This window comes from Pantoea sp. AG702, from assembly GCF_003182295.1.
Lineage (GTDB): Bacteria > Pseudomonadota > Gammaproteobacteria > Enterobacterales > Enterobacteriaceae > Pantoea > Pantoea ananatis.
The window spans coordinates 1-13,624 of record NZ_QGTU01000002.1 but is presented as its reverse complement, the minus strand read 5'-3'; the positions used below and the strand labels follow the sequence as shown (position 1 = coordinate 13,624).

The 13,624-nt window shown below is 50.9% G+C and carries 10 protein-coding genes and 1 rRNA gene; 4 read left to right on the top strand and 7 right to left on the bottom strand.

The genetic code is table 11. The features are described from left to right. Window positions 1–585: 585 nt before the first annotated feature. The 3 genes from DFO57_RS06475 (at window position 586) to uxuR (ending at window position 4,475) form a co-directional block, all read left to right on the top strand. Window positions 586–2,115, top strand: coding sequence for an MFS transporter (locus DFO57_RS06475; protein WP_014595047.1), 1,530 nt, complete (start codon window positions 586–588; stop codon window positions 2,113–2,115). Between the two features lie 120 nt (window positions 2,116–2,235). Beyond that, window positions 2,236–3,498, top strand: coding sequence for a glucuronide uptake porin UidC (gene uidC / locus DFO57_RS06470; protein WP_013024137.1), 1,263 nt, complete (start codon window positions 2,236–2,238; stop codon window positions 3,496–3,498). A gap of 206 nt (window positions 3,499–3,704) precedes the next feature. Further along, window positions 3,705–4,475, top strand: a complete 771-nt coding sequence (gene uxuR, locus DFO57_RS06465) for a Uxu operon transcriptional regulator (protein WP_014595046.1) — start codon at window positions 3,705–3,707, stop codon at window positions 4,473–4,475. Here the strand turns inward: uxuR and aceK are convergent. The 6 genes from aceK to DFO57_RS06435 all read right to left on the bottom strand — a co-directional run bounded on the left by aceK (window position 4,433) and on the right by DFO57_RS06435 (window position 12,327). Then, a complete protein-coding gene (gene aceK / locus DFO57_RS06460; protein ID WP_088900584.1) occupies window positions 4,433–6,238 on the bottom strand; it encodes a bifunctional isocitrate dehydrogenase kinase/phosphatase in 1,806 nt (601 codons plus the stop codon). The two genes, uxuR and aceK, sit on opposite strands and share 43 nt — an antisense overlap. A gap of 58 nt (window positions 6,239–6,296) precedes the next feature. Beyond that, window positions 6,297–7,598 (bottom strand): isocitrate lyase, encoded by a 1,302-nt coding sequence (aceA, locus tag DFO57_RS06455; protein ID WP_014595044.1) that lies wholly within the window; start codon window positions 7,596–7,598, stop codon window positions 6,297–6,299. 17 nt (window positions 7,599–7,615) lie between these two features. Continuing rightward, window positions 7,616–9,214 carry a malate synthase A gene (gene aceB, locus DFO57_RS06450; RefSeq protein ID WP_088900583.1) on the bottom strand — a complete coding sequence of 533 codons (1,599 nt, stop codon included), beginning with the start codon at window positions 9,212–9,214 and terminating at the stop codon, window positions 7,616–7,618. Window positions 9,215–9,476: 262 nt separating this feature from the next. Further along, window positions 9,477–10,406 carry a homoserine O-succinyltransferase gene (gene metA, locus DFO57_RS06445; RefSeq protein ID WP_013024132.1) on the bottom strand — a complete coding sequence of 310 codons (930 nt, stop codon included), beginning with the start codon at window positions 10,404–10,406 and terminating at the stop codon, window positions 9,477–9,479. A gap of 180 nt (window positions 10,407–10,586) precedes the next feature. Next, complete coding sequence (locus tag DFO57_RS06440) at window positions 10,587–11,312, bottom strand: substrate-binding domain-containing protein (protein WP_064372940.1); 726 nt, start codon at window positions 11,310–11,312, stop codon at window positions 10,587–10,589. Then, window positions 11,281–12,327, bottom strand: coding sequence for an ABC transporter substrate-binding protein (locus tag DFO57_RS06435; RefSeq protein ID WP_015701279.1), 1,047 nt, complete (start codon window positions 12,325–12,327; stop codon window positions 11,281–11,283). Before DFO57_RS06435 ends, DFO57_RS06440 begins: the two co-directional genes overlap by 32 nt. Window positions 12,328–12,949: 622 nt before the next feature. Between DFO57_RS06435 and DFO57_RS06430 the strand changes: the two genes are divergently transcribed. Further along, complete coding sequence (locus tag DFO57_RS06430) at window positions 12,950–13,165, top strand: DUF1471 domain-containing protein (RefSeq protein ID WP_014606960.1); 216 nt, start codon at window positions 12,950–12,952, stop codon at window positions 13,163–13,165. A 372-nt stretch (window positions 13,166–13,537) separates the two neighbouring features. Here DFO57_RS06430 and rrf read toward each other — a convergent pair. Then, window positions 13,538–13,624: ribosomal RNA gene (gene rrf, locus DFO57_RS06425) — 5S ribosomal RNA — on the bottom strand; the annotation flags it as partial.

The window sequence follows — 13,624 nt, the reverse complement described above, 5'->3', positions numbered from 1 at the left end:
AATAATTTCAAAAAAAATAAAAAGCGTTATTTTCATTACTTTTATACATTACAAGAAGAATAGATTTTATATATTACCCACCACCTTATTTAACAAAAACCCCAAACAAGACCCACATCAAATAACATCCTTCTCACATAATAAAACATCCCATTCATTTAACTGGTCAACCAAAAGTTGACTTTGAGTCTAACTTATGGACATCCAGGGGATTTGTGATCGACCTCTTTTTTTTAAAAGAGCAGACTGATTACCATGCATTCGCACTACAAGCAAAAAATACACTGACAGATAATCAACATAGTCTTCACTGTGTTGACTTAACCACCGTCAACACTGGTTAACCAAAATAAATTTCATTTGACATTAAACATCAGAACGGGAATCAACCCACTTATTTTAAACATTAAAACCAACCAACAATAAAAAACAAAAGGAGGAACATTATTTAAACAAAGCGCCGATTCAATTTAACCGTTTTCTCCTATTACAAATTAACTAAAAAAAATTCTCTTCATCTTCACGATCGCATAACAACCTGAAGATGTTTTCTGACCGTTACGCTGAATTAATCAAGGGAACATTATGATGACAACAACAATACCGCCACGCAGGAAGGTGGGCACGGGCACCGCAATAGGCTATGGCATTACCGATATTTTTGGCGGTGGCTCCATGGCGCTAATTGGGACTTGGTTGCTTTTTTTCTATACGACATTTTGTGGTCTTTCGATGCTCGAGGCGAGCTCCATTTTTGCTATCGCCCGCATCATTGACGCTATTCTCAGCCCGATAATGGGCTATATCACCGATAAGTTTGGCAGCACCCGCCTCGGTAAACGTTTTGGCCGACGCCGCTTCTTTCTGCTCATCAGCGCCCCGCTGATGTTTATCTATGCGCTGGTCTGGGTCAGCGACATGAGCTACTGGTACTATCTTGGAACCTATCTCGCGGTAGAGTTACTGGTGGCGATGGTGTTGGTGCCCTGGGAAACCCTGGCGGCAGAGATGACCAACGATTTTGGCGAGAGAACCCGTATGGCGGCAATCCGCCTGACGTTTTCTCAGGTGGGCACCTTCCTCACCGCCTCAGTACCGGGCGTTATGATCCAGTATTTTGGTCAGGACTCTGCCCTGACATTCACCTACACCGGTATCCTGTTTTCATGCCTGTTTTTTATTGTGGTGCTGATTACCTGGTCCTGTACCTGGGAATCGAAAGACATGAATCCCGAAGAGTTTGAGCGACTTAACGCCGGGCCAAGTATTGGACTGATATCCCACCTGAAAAATATGTTTATCGAGCTGGCCACCACCTTCAAAATAAAAATATTCAGACAGCACTTGATTATCTATATTTCATCATTTACTGCGCTGGATATTTTCATAGCGGTGTTTGTTTATTTCGTCGTATATGGCCTGAGCCTGGATGCGGCAAACGCGTCAGCCTATCTTTCGATTGCCACCTCCGTATCCATTCCCGCGACGCTGCTTTTCATGTTTATGCTGGACAAGCTGAATATCAGGCCCGCCCTGGCCATGCGTATTTCTTATCTGTGTATTTTTGCTGTACTCGGTTATCTCATTTTGATGTATATCGGCCATAGCGCTGTGTCTTCCTGGTGGCTCACCACGCTGATATTTGTTCTGTTAGGTTTTGGCCGCGCAGGGCTTTATTTTATTCCCTGGAATATTTACAGCTTTATTCCTGATGTGGATGAAATGGTCACATGTCAACGGCGTGAAGGCGTCTTTGCTGGCGTGATGACGCTGATGCGCAAAAGTACCGTGGCCGTCGCAATTATGATAGTCGGTGCCGTACTGGAGCACAGTCATTTCGTCAAAGGGCAGTTAATTCAGCCAGAAAGTGCGCTGAATGCAATTACTGGTCTGCTGGTCTTTGGCTCCGGTGGTTTATTACTCATCAGCTTATATATGACCTTCAAATTTAAACTGACCCGTGAAACGCATCGGGTTCTGGTGAAAGAAATTGATCGTCTTAAGGCCGGCGGGAATAAAGCCGACTGTACACCCGAAACCAAAGTCGTGGTGAAGGCCCTGACCGGCTACGACTATGAACAGGTGTGGCAGCAGGATAATAACGCACGCCCTTAATTCAACCAAGCCAGTTCTTGAGTGGGTTGCACGTTACGCATGGCTGATCCCATCGGATAGCAGCCCGTTCTGCCTGCGCCTGAACGTAATGAAAATACTTAATACGCCAGGGATTCCTTTATGAACACACGTTTTTTTCGCTGCATGGCCATCGCTTTGCTGCTGTGTCCCTCGCTGCTGTACGCCGCAGCCATTAATGATAATGAAGACAGTTTAAGAATTCGTTTAAAGAATGATTTTCGACGTGCAGACAAGCCGAGTGCAGGTACCGGGCGTGATATCTACGCCTGGGTACAAGGCGGGCTCATTGATGTGAACACCCGCTACTATTCTGACTTTATTGGTATCAGCGCGGGTGCCTATTACGTATACAAACTGGGGGCGAAAGACGGCTGGAGCACCCGCTACTATCTGGATGGGCACGATAGCTTTGGCGTGGCAGTCGGCGCGGTCAAGCTTAAACCCGCCGATAATCTCTACTTAACCATTGGGCGGTTTGGTACCGACTATGGTTACGGCAGTCTCCCCTACCGCATTCCACTGATCGCCGATAATTCGTCCCGCACGATACAGACGATTTCTGAAGGCGTCCTGGCCCGTTTTGAGGCAACAGAAAACCTGGAATTCTGGTCAATGTGGCGTAAACGCGCCTTCTACTATGTCGATTCGGCAACCGGCGTACGTGATGAAGGGGTGATTGACAGCGCAACAGGTAAGTACCATCCCCGCCGGGGACGCGGCTATTTGGTGGGATCATGGCACGATGCGTCGTCACGCTATTCGTTGGGGGCGTCCTATCAGCAAGATGTCTCAACCCAGGTGCAGAGCATTTTTGAAAAAACGCATACCTTTTCCAACGACCATACACTGAAGTGGGAGCTTATGGGATTTTATGGTCAGGTAGAAGGGATGAGTAAGCCTCTTAGTTACCATCACGAGACCGCCTTAATTTCCGGACGCTTAACTTACTCTTTTGATAAGGCAAGATTGTTTGGCGCCGTGGGCAAACTGACCCATGATATCGATGGGCGCATTGTCTACACCGATATTGGCTATCCCGACTCTCTGAGCATCGACCGCAACAAGGAAAACATGTTATCCGCGCAGTTTGGCGGGCAGTATTTCTTTAATCAAAACGTCGGTGTCATGCTGGGGCCAGTTATCACCAGAGGTTACGAAGACAAGCAGCGTAATACTAAAATTAACGGGCTCGGACTCATGGGAGCGGTGATGTATAACGTTACCGATGGGCCATTCAAAGGACTGAATATGTACGTGGCTGCTGACCGTGCCAGAGAGAAGCGGCCCGGCAGCGCGCTGGGCGATAAACTTTATTACTGGGATGTGAAAACCGGCGTGCAATACGATTTTATGTTGAAGTAACGACGCATCCATTACGTCGCACAGGTGTTTCAAAAGTGGCATCGTATGATGTCACTTTTAATAAAAACCGCAATTAATTGTTAAATAAGGGATAAATCCCCTTTTCATCTGGTCAACCAGTTTATCTTAACGTGCGCAAAACCCTGTTACCTTACCCGTTGGGTGATATAGTTTTCGCCGGAACGGTATCTGACGGGAGCATAATTATGAGGTCTGTCTCTCAGCAGCGGCCCTATCAGCAAGTGGGTATAAAAATCCGGCAACTGATTCTGGAGACGCCTTACCGCTCGGGTCAGCGTTTGCCGCCAGAACGTGAAATTGCTGACATGCTCGACGTCAGCCGCACCGTGGTTCGCGAGGCGTTGATTATGCTGGAAATTGAAGGGCTAATCGAAGTCAGACGCGGTGCTGGTATTTATGTGGTGGAGCACAAAAATCCATTACGTATTGAAGAAGTGAACACGCATTTTTGCAACGATGCCGGCCCGTTTGAACAGCTTCAGGCACGACAGCTACTGGAAAGTAATATCGCCGAATTCGCCGCGCTTCAGGCCACGCGAGAAGATATCGTCAAAATGCGTCAGGCCCTGCTGTTAGAAGAGCGCGAACTGGCAAGCTGCTCGCTGGAAAACTCAGAGAGCGGTGACATGCATTTTCATCTTGCCATTGCCGAAGCAACGCATAACAGCATGCTGGTCGAACTGTTTCGCCAGTCATGGCAATGGCGTGAAAATAACCCTATGTGGATTCAGTTGCACAGTCACCTGGGCGATACGCTTTATCGTAAAGCATGGTTGATCGATCACCGACAGATTCTTGCTGCACTTATCAAGAAGGACGCACGCGCTGCAAAGCTGGCGATGTGGCAACATCTTGAAAACGTGAAACAGCGCCTGCTGGAATTTTCCAATGTTGATGACCTTGATTTCGATGGTTATCTGTTTGATTCATGGCCGCTGGCAAAAACGGACGGCTGAATGCCTGCAGTAGCAGGCACTCGTGACGACGTCGTCAACGTGCTGCCGTAACGGATGCAGAAACGCTGGGCATGCTGCCAGGCGATCACGTCCTCAATATGCCCCTGAGCGATGCGCTGCTGTTGTGCACGCCACCAGCTAGCCTCAAAAATTTCCGGATGCCGTTGTTGCAGTAGCGCGCCTGTGGCAGGCTCGCTGCATAATGCATAGCGGAAGGTTTCAGGAAATACGTCATCCGGCCCCACGCTGTACCAGGGCTCCGCACTGAGCTCATCTTCTTCATATCGCGCCTGAGGAACCTCACGAAAATTGAGTTCCTGCATAGGGCGGATTTCATCGTAATCATAAAACACGACGCGCCCGTGTCGGGTGATGCCAAAGTTTTTAAACAGCATGTCGCCGGGAAAGATGTTGGCGGCAGCCAGCTGTTTGATCGCATTGCCATACTCTTCAATGGCGTGCTGGCGTTGGTTTTCACTGGCCTGCGCCAGGTAAAGATTCAGGGGCTGCATCCGACGTTCCAGCCAGAGGTGGCTGATGATCAGGCGATCGCCCTCAATACGTATCTTTCCGGCAATCGTGTGTTGAAATTCCTCCAGTAGCGCGGGAGCGATACGCGCGAGCGGCAACGCAAACTGTTCAAAAGCCTGTGTATCGGCCATGCGCCCCACACGGTCGTGCTCTTTGACCTGCTGATAACAGGCCCTGACCTGCATTTCGGTGACCTCTTTTTGCGGTGCAAACCGATCTTTGATGACTTTAAATACCCGATCAAAGCCCGGTAATGTGAACACCAGCATCACCATGCCACGAATACCCGGTGCAATATCAAACGCGGCGTCGGTTTGCGCCAGCGCCTGGAGATATTCCCGATAGCTTTCCGTTTTGCCATGTTTTTGACAGCCGATAGCCATATAGCGCTCTGCCAGGGTTTTACCCGGCAATACAGGCTTGAGCCAGGCCACCAGCGCCGCCGGCAGCGGCGCATAGACCATGAAATAAGCGCGGGCAAAGCCAAACACGATGCTCGCGTCATTGACGTCCGTGAGGCAGGTATCAATCCACAGTTCGCCCTTATCGCTGCGCTGAATCGGCAACAGACAGGGAAATATGCCGTCGGGCAGGTGCAGCCGGGAGACAATCCAGGCGGTTTTGTTGCGAAAAAACAGCTCACTGCACACGTCCAGCCAGCCCTGCTCCAACTGGCCAGCGGAAAACTGCTCGCGCAAATGGCGGTGAATCCACGCTTCATCGCGCGCCCGATCCTGCCATGGCAGCGTTAAAGGCAGGTCGCGCAGTACCTGATGGAACAGCGCTTGCCAGCCCTGATGTGGCAGATAGGTCCGCGCCAGAGGGCGCGCAGGGGAAGTTTGCGTTGAGGCTGGCTGAGAGCTGAAAATAAACAGCCGTTTCGGCTGCAGTGCATTATGGCCATGCAACCGGCAGTACACCGAATTAAAGAAGCTCTCGGCAATTTCGTAGCGCGGATAGCCGGGCAACAGGGTTTCGTAATGGCTTTTAATCGTCAGCCAAAAGTCATCGTCCCAGTGTGCCGCCCCGTTCAGCACGCGCAGTTGATCGGCGACTAATGCCACGTGATGATCGTAAAGATGAATACGCGCCTTCATCGCCTGCTGTACCGCCTGCCATTCGGCCTGTTCAAAACGCTGTTGTGCGCCTGCGGTAATGTCGAGAAAACGACCATACTGCGCGTCAAAACCCTGCAGAATGGTGTGAGCAATCAGTGATTCGCGTGGCGGCATGATTCACTCCTGAAAAAGCCCGCCCGCAGATGCCGGGCGGGAAAGACACAGACTCAACTCAAAACTGATGCTCCTCGGTGGACCCTGTCAGGGCCGTCACCGATGACTTGCCGCCCTGAATCGTGTTGGTCACCTGATCGAAATAGCCTGTTCCGACCTCCTGCTGATGCGATGAAAAGCTGTAACCCCGTTCGCGCGCAGCAAACTCCGGCTGCTGAACTTTTTCCACATAGTGGCGCATGCCTTCGCCCTGAGCGTAAGCGTGCGCAAGATCGAACATGTTGAACCACATGCTGTGGATGCCCGCCAGCGTAATGAACTGAAAGCGATAGCCCATGTCACTGAGCGCCTGCTGGAAGGCCGCAATGGTTTTGTCATCCAGATTCTTTTTCCAGTTAAACGAAGGCGAACAGTTGTAAGCCAGCAGCTTGCCTGGATAGCGGGCGTGAATCGCATCGGCAAAACGCTGGGCCATGGCCAAATCCGGGGTGGAGGTTTCACACCAAAGGACATCGGCGTAAGGGGCGTAAGCCAGTCCACGGCTGATTGCCTGCTCAATGCCGGCGTTGGTGCGGAAAAAACCTTCCGCCGTGCGGTCGCCGCGTATAAATGGGCGGTCGTATTCGTCACAGTCAGACGTGATCAGGTCTGCGGCATCCGCATCGGTCCGCGCCAGCAGGATCGTGGGTACGCCCATGACATCGGCAGCCAGACGCGCCGCCACCAGCTTCTGTATCGCCTCCTGGGTTGGCACCAGCACCTTACCGCCCATATGACCGCATTTCTTCACCGCCGCCAGTTGATCTTCAAAGTGCACGGCCGCCGCGCCTGCGCTGATCAATGACTTCATCAGTTCAAACGCATTCAGCACGCCACCAAAGCCCGCTTCTGCATCGGCGACTATAGGCAGAAAATAGTCGATATAGCGGCTGTCCCCAGGTTCTGTGCCGTTAGCCCACTGAATCTGATCGGCGCGCTGGAATGTCTGATTAATACGGGTGACCACCTCAGGCACGGAGTTGACCGGATAAAGCGACTGATCCGGATACATTTGCCCTGCTACGTTGGCATCGGCAGCGACCTGCCAGCCAGACAGGTAGATCGCTTCTATACCGGCCTTTGCCTGTTGCAGAGCCTGACCGCCCGTTAATGCTCCCAGACTGTTGATATAGCCTTTTTTGGCGTCGCCATTGAGCAGCGACCAGAGCTTCACCGCCCCCCGCTCTGCCAGAGTACAGGCCGGCACAACAGAGCCCCGCAGGTTAATCACTTCCTCTGCGCTGTACGGGCGGGTAATGCCCTGCCAGCGCGCGTCCTGCCACTGTTTTTCAAGTTGCTGAATATGTTGAGTACGTGTCATGGCAACGGCTCCTTAAGTCAGGGAAGCAGGCGGTAGCCTGGCAGAGTCAGAAAGGAAACCAGTTCGTCCTGAGTTGTGATCTGCGCCATCAGGCGCGCCGCTTCCTCATAACGACCTGAACTGAATGTCTTATCGCCCAGATGCATCTGTAGCGTTTGCAGCTCATCGTTCAGCAGCTGCTGGAAGAGCGCGGCCGTGACCGGCTGTCCATCGAGCAGAGATTTCTGATGGCGGATCCATTGCCAGATTGAAGTCCGGGCAATTTCTGCAGTTGCGGCATCTTCCATCAGGCCATCGATGGGGACACAGCCATTGCCGCTAATCCAGGCTTCCAGATACTGCAACGCCACCCGAATATTGGCGCGCATGCCCGCTTCCGTTCGATCGCCTTCGCAGGGTGCCAGAAGCTGCTCTGCCGTTATCGGGCTGTCATCCTGCCGCAGAATGTTGAGCTGATTGGGGCGTTCACCCAGTACCTGGTTGAAGACTGACATCGCAGTGTCTGCCAGGCCGGGATGCGCGATCCAGGTACCGTCATGTCCGTTGTTGGCTTCACGCTGTTTATCTTCAGTGACGCGCTGCAGCACCCATTCATTGCGCGCGCTGTCCTTGCTGGGTATCAGTGCTGACATGCCGCCCATGGCAAAAGCACCGCGGCGATGGCAGGTTTGGATCAGCAGTCGTGAGTAAGCATCCAGAAAGGGCTGAGCCATGGTTACAGACTGCCGGTCGGGCAGAATCCGATCGGCATGTTCGCGCAGCGTTTTGATATAGCTGAAAATATAATCCCAGCGGCCGCAGTTCAGCCCCACGATATGATCCCGCAGATTCCACAGGATCTCGTTCATCTGGAATACCGCCGGTAGCGTTTCGATCAATACGGTGGCTTTTATGGTGCCGCGAGCCAGATCAAAACGATCCTCGGCAAAGCTAAAGATATCCCGCCACCACGCAACTTCCTGCCAGCTCTCAGTTTTAGGCAGATAAAAATAGGGGCCACTGCCTTTTACCAGTAAGGCTTCCGCGTTATGAAAAAAGTAGAGAGCAAAATCGAACAGACCACCGGGAATCGCATTGCCCTGCCAGCTAACATGTTTTTCAGACAGATGCAGTCCACGTACCCGGCACATCAATACCGCAGGATCGGCCCGTAGCTGATAGATTTTTCCGTTCTCGCTGGTATAGCGCAGCGTTCCCGCCACGGCTTCCCGTAAGGTTTGCTGTCCGTCAATGAGTTTTTCCCAGCAAGGTGCCAGCGAGTCCTCAAAGTCGGCCATAAACACCTTTACGTTAGCATTCAAGGCGTTAATCACCATTTTGCGATCGGGCGGACCGGTGATCTCAACGCGACGATCCTGTAAATCGGCCGGAATACCACGGATCGTCCACGCTCGCTCTCTTATGGAAACCGTTTCCATATCAAAGTCAGGTAACCCGCCGGAATCGTACTCTTTTTGCCGGACCTGACGTGCGGCTAACAATCTCTCACGCTGGGGTGCAAAACGCGTCACCAGTTCCTGCAGAAAAGCGATGGCGTCGGGAGTAAGCAACTGCTTTTCCGCATCGCTAAAGGGTTTACTGAAAAGTAATTCACTGTTGATAACCGAGTCTGTCATGTCTGCTCTCTCCTGTTTACAGGCGGATCAACATGGATGATCCACAGATAGGGTAATTATTGAGCTACAGGATCAGAGCATATTCATTTTAATTTTAAAATCAAAAACTATTTCCATTTTTAATAAATAAACAACTTATCATTATGATTAATAAATGATTTATTTTATTGTTTAACAGGTAATACTTTTCACTCACGTTTTACAGACGAAAAAAAACCGTGCTGCCAGCGGCTAACACGGTTCAGTTGTCGCTAAAAAAGGATTATTCCAGCGTGGGATTCATATGGCGCAGATCAAACGGCGTAATCTGGTAGACGTAATAATTCAGCCAGTTTGAAAACAGCAGGTTTCCATGGCTACGCCAGGTGGCGCGCGGTGTAAGCTGCGGATTATCCTGTGGGAAATAGTTATAGGGTACTTCAGGATTCAGCCCGGCTTCATAGTCGCGTTGAAACTCTCCCGCCAGCGTCAGTGCATCGTACTCCGGATGCCCGGTCACAAACGCCAGCCTTTTGTCTTTGCTCGCCATCAGATACGCGCCGGTTTGTTCCGATTCAGCAAATAATTCCAGATCGGTATAATCCGTGATGAGCTGCGTCGGGAAATCAGCGTAACGTGAATGGGGAGCGAGGAAATTATCGTCGAATCCCCGCGTCAGTAAGGAATGGGGATGCAGTATCTGATGCTCAAAGACGCCCGCCAGTTTAGTCTGCCGGGTCTGTTTAGGAATGCCATATAAAATGTTTAATGCCGCCTGGACGGCCCAACAGACAAACAGCGTTGAGGTAACATGATCTTTCGCCCACTCCAGCACCTGTTTTATCTGCGGCCAGTAAGCCACATCGTTAAATTCAACCAGGCCCAGCGGCGCACCTGTCACGATTAAGCCATCGTAGTTATCGTGCTGAATATCGTTAAAATTGCAGTAGAAGTTGTTGAGATGATCGCTGGGTGTATTCCGCGACTCCCGGCTGTCGATGCGCAGTAGCTGGATATCGATCTGCAGCGGTGAGTTAGAGAGTAAGCGCAGAAACTGGTTTTCTGTCTCAATCTTCTTGGGCATGAGATTAAGAACCAGCACTTTAAGCGGACGGATCTCCTGAACACTGGCACGTGACGACGTCATCACAAAGACGTTTTCGTTACGTAAAAAATTCACTGCCGGTAATTCGTCGGGGACCCTGATTGGCATAGCTTAATCACCTCTAGTAACCATATACACGTTTAGACATCCAGACAGCCAAAGATAACCAGTTAAAGGCTAAATGTCGAGTCTGCATATCAACAGGTGAAAAAGTTTCAAGGCGCGGGGCAGAGATGTGACATCTCGCTAAGCGCGCCCCTGCGGAAAAGAAATTGAAAGCCTGTTCTGTCACTGGCTGAGGGACAGAAAACCGTACTGGCGTAAAATTTGTTGCGCGGTATCGGAACTCAGGAATGCCGCGAGCGGCCTGGCAGCGGCGGACAGCGTGGCCCAGCCATATCGTGCCTGGACATTGTAAGTGGAAGAAATGTTAAAAACCCGAAGCTGGGAAAAACGAGCCAGGCGAGGCGCATAGCTGGCGTAGCCGATAAACAGCTCAGCATGGCCTGCACTGATAATCCACTGCGCCGCCAGGTCACCCGCAGGCACAGGCAAGCTGTCTGGTCCGCCAACCATCGCGATCGCTCTTTGCCTGAGTGCATCGCCACAACCGGGATGGCGCTGTTCGATATGGTCAAACAACTCCAGGGTGTAATCACCTGAGGGATCGCAAAGCGGCGTTGAGGTTCCCAGCCGCAAATCCTCACGGAGTAATAGCGACAGCCAGTCATCCTGTTCAATGACGCAATCACGTTTAGCCGTCAGGCAAAGCTTGTTATTTGTAAAATGGCCGGTATGATCTGCCAGGCCTTGTTGGCGCAGCTTTTCTGGATGCTGTAGGTTAGCCGACACAAACAGGTCGCATATTTCACCCTGTTCAATGCGCTGACGCAGCAGACCGGCTGGCCCATACTGAGTATTTGCGGTTAAGCCGGATTCGGCATGGAAGGCGGTCATGAGCATCTTCCACACGTCACGCAGGCTACCTGCTGCCAGAACCTGTAGATTTCTCATGGTATGACGTCCGGTAGAACCGTTGATACCAGCGATTAGCCTGCTGCTGCATATCGATGTCGCGGAATTTATCTGGGTAGAGTTTTTTCGCCATCCACAGTTCGCCTAACCCTATGGCCTCCGGCATGGGATAGCCCCATGCCTTGGCATACTCAGGCATCAGCCATACCCGGTGATGTTTCACTGCATCAATGGTTCGCCAAAGGGGATTCTGTTGAATCTCCTTTACCACCTGTGGATAGCGGTCCTGAACGAAGATGACCTGTGGGTTCCATACGACAACCTGCTCCATGCTGACCTGCCTGAATCCCTGAATCGACGAGGCCGCCACGTTAAGGGCACCGGCATGCGCCATCATCAGGCCGGTATATTTACCCGCTCCGTAGGTGGTCAGATCGGGATTAGCCATATAGGCGCGAACACGCTGCTGCTCGGGGATATTTTTGAGACGGTCGGTGACGATCTGACGACCGGCGAATGCCGCTGAGATTAACGCTTTGGCCTGCTGCTGCCTGTTGACGACTTCCCCAATCAGCGTAATCCCCTCTTTTATACCCAGGTCGTACGCCTGATCTTCGTTTTGCATATTGGGGTTGATCTCACCCTGCTGTCCGGCGTCGTCATGGCGCAATGAAATTGCCAGGACCGGAATACCCAATGCAGAGATTTGGTCAATCATCTCTTTTGGCGCATAGTTAGTGACAAATACCACCTGTGGATGCAGCGCAACCAGCTTTTCCAAATCCACGTGGGTCAAATCACCCAGCAGCGCTTTATGCGTCAGTTCAGGTACCAGCGTCGCGTAATTGTCCCCTAGCTGCTGCTTCCAGTTAGCGAGAATCCCTACGATTTTATCTGTCGCGTTTAACTGCACCAGGAGATTCAGCGTTTGATGCTGAAGCACGACCACACGATCAACCCGATCTGGAATCGTAACGGTGCGGCCAATTTGATCGGTCACAACACGGCTGGCGTAACTGTTTAAGGCGGTAAGCGTCACTATGCCTGCAAGCATCAGGCGCTTTAATGTTGTATTCAATAAGGTTTCCCCGAAGCGTAATGCAAGAGATTATATAGCGCTTATCTGTCGCAAGGTAGCCTCTTGATGCGCATACCTGACCGCTGCTGTGCTCCTTTATCCTGTTTCCGAATCGGCGTCACCGAAACACCAGAAAGGTAAAAAGAGAACGGATGCGCTAAAACCATCAAGGCTGCGGAACTGGCCTTTAACGGAATCATGTTGACAGCTGACAGCGGGATACAGCTTCGCCCAGGTGGACAGGGCTTTGTGAACGTGTTCAGGCTGTACAGGCGAAGGTCAGATAAATCACTGTGCGGACGACTTGACGGTTTTTTAGATTACGAGCTGGTCAGCGGGCATAACTGGAAAGTGCATCTCACTATGCGCTGTAAACAATCAGGCTGAAAGATATTCCAGTGTATAGTTATATTATTCCAGTATTAAATCCCTACAGATTTAACCTGCTGATATTCTCTTTTACATACTGAAAATAATGCTAGCAGGTTGATATTAATTAGAGCACAGGGCGTTAATTTTAAACTGCACATACTCTGCTAGTTTAATTTTAACGGAGCCAGACAGACTCCTTCATCAACTGAAATAAAGGGGTAATATTATGAAAATCAATAAAGTAACGTCAGCTGCTGCTGCCGTGGCATTTTCATTGATGTCTTTCGGTTGTTTTGCACAAACCGTCTCTGCCACCTCATTAACACTGGATGGCGCGGTCTCTAAAATTGCCAGACAGGCGAAACAACAAGGCGATCATTTTAGAGTTATCAGTGCAGACACCAATAATTATGCCCACGTAACCGCTGAATTATATAAATAATATCGGCGCTAAAAAAGCACGTGACCGGCTGTTTTTAAACGCATTCCGCGTTTTTAAAATAGCTGGTCTTTTTTTGTCTTTAATTAATGCTGCCCATCTTATCCAACTCAACCAGGCGATCTTCAACGATTTTAAGGCGTTTTCAAAGATGCCTACTGATAACAGCCTGTCTGCCGTGTACCAGATGACGTGCCTGTGTTTTACGTCGCTCCGCCACTGCACCCGTGCCTTGCTGCTGGTTCACCGTTGCCCGCTAAACGCCGGTAAAGGGATCGTCCGGTCCGGAACGGCGCAGAGATGAGGGGTTGTCTGCCAGATCGCAGACGTAAAAAAGCCCTGAACGTCAGTTCAGGGCTTCTTTACGTGTTTGATGCCTGGCAGTTCCCTACTCTCGCATGGGGAGACCCCACACTACCATCGGCGCTACGGCGTTTCACTTCTGAGTTCGGCATGGGGTCA

Bases quoted from the DNA above. Each gene is read 5' to 3' on its own strand.
- DFO57_RS06475 (WP_014595047.1), top strand. From the start codon at position 586: ATGATGACAACAACAATACCGCCACGCAGGAAGGTGGGCACGGGCACC.
- uidC (WP_013024137.1), top strand. From the start codon at position 2,236: ATGAACACACGTTTTTTTCGCTGCATGGCCATCGCTTTGCTGCTGTGT.
- uxuR (WP_014595046.1), top strand. From the start codon at position 3,705: ATGAGGTCTGTCTCTCAGCAGCGGCCCTATCAGCAAGTGGGTATAAAA.
- aceK (WP_088900584.1), bottom strand. From the start codon at position 6,238: ATGCCGCCACGCGAATCACTGATTGCTCACACCATTCTGCAGGGTTTT.
- aceA (WP_014595044.1), bottom strand. From the start codon at position 7,598: ATGACACGTACTCAACATATTCAGCAACTTGAAAAACAGTGGCAGGAC.
- aceB (WP_088900583.1), bottom strand. From the start codon at position 9,214: ATGACAGACTCGGTTATCAACAGTGAATTACTTTTCAGTAAACCCTTT.
- metA (WP_013024132.1), bottom strand. From the start codon at position 10,406: ATGCCAATCAGGGTCCCCGACGAATTACCGGCAGTGAATTTTTTACGT.
- DFO57_RS06440 (WP_064372940.1), bottom strand. From the start codon at position 11,312: ATGAGAAATCTACAGGTTCTGGCAGCAGGTAGCCTGCGTGACGTGTGG.
- DFO57_RS06435 (WP_015701279.1), bottom strand. From the start codon at position 12,327: ATGCTTGCAGGCATAGTGACGCTTACCGCCTTAAACAGTTACGCCAGC.
- DFO57_RS06430 (WP_014606960.1), top strand. From the start codon at position 12,950: ATGAAAATCAATAAAGTAACGTCAGCTGCTGCTGCCGTGGCATTTTCA.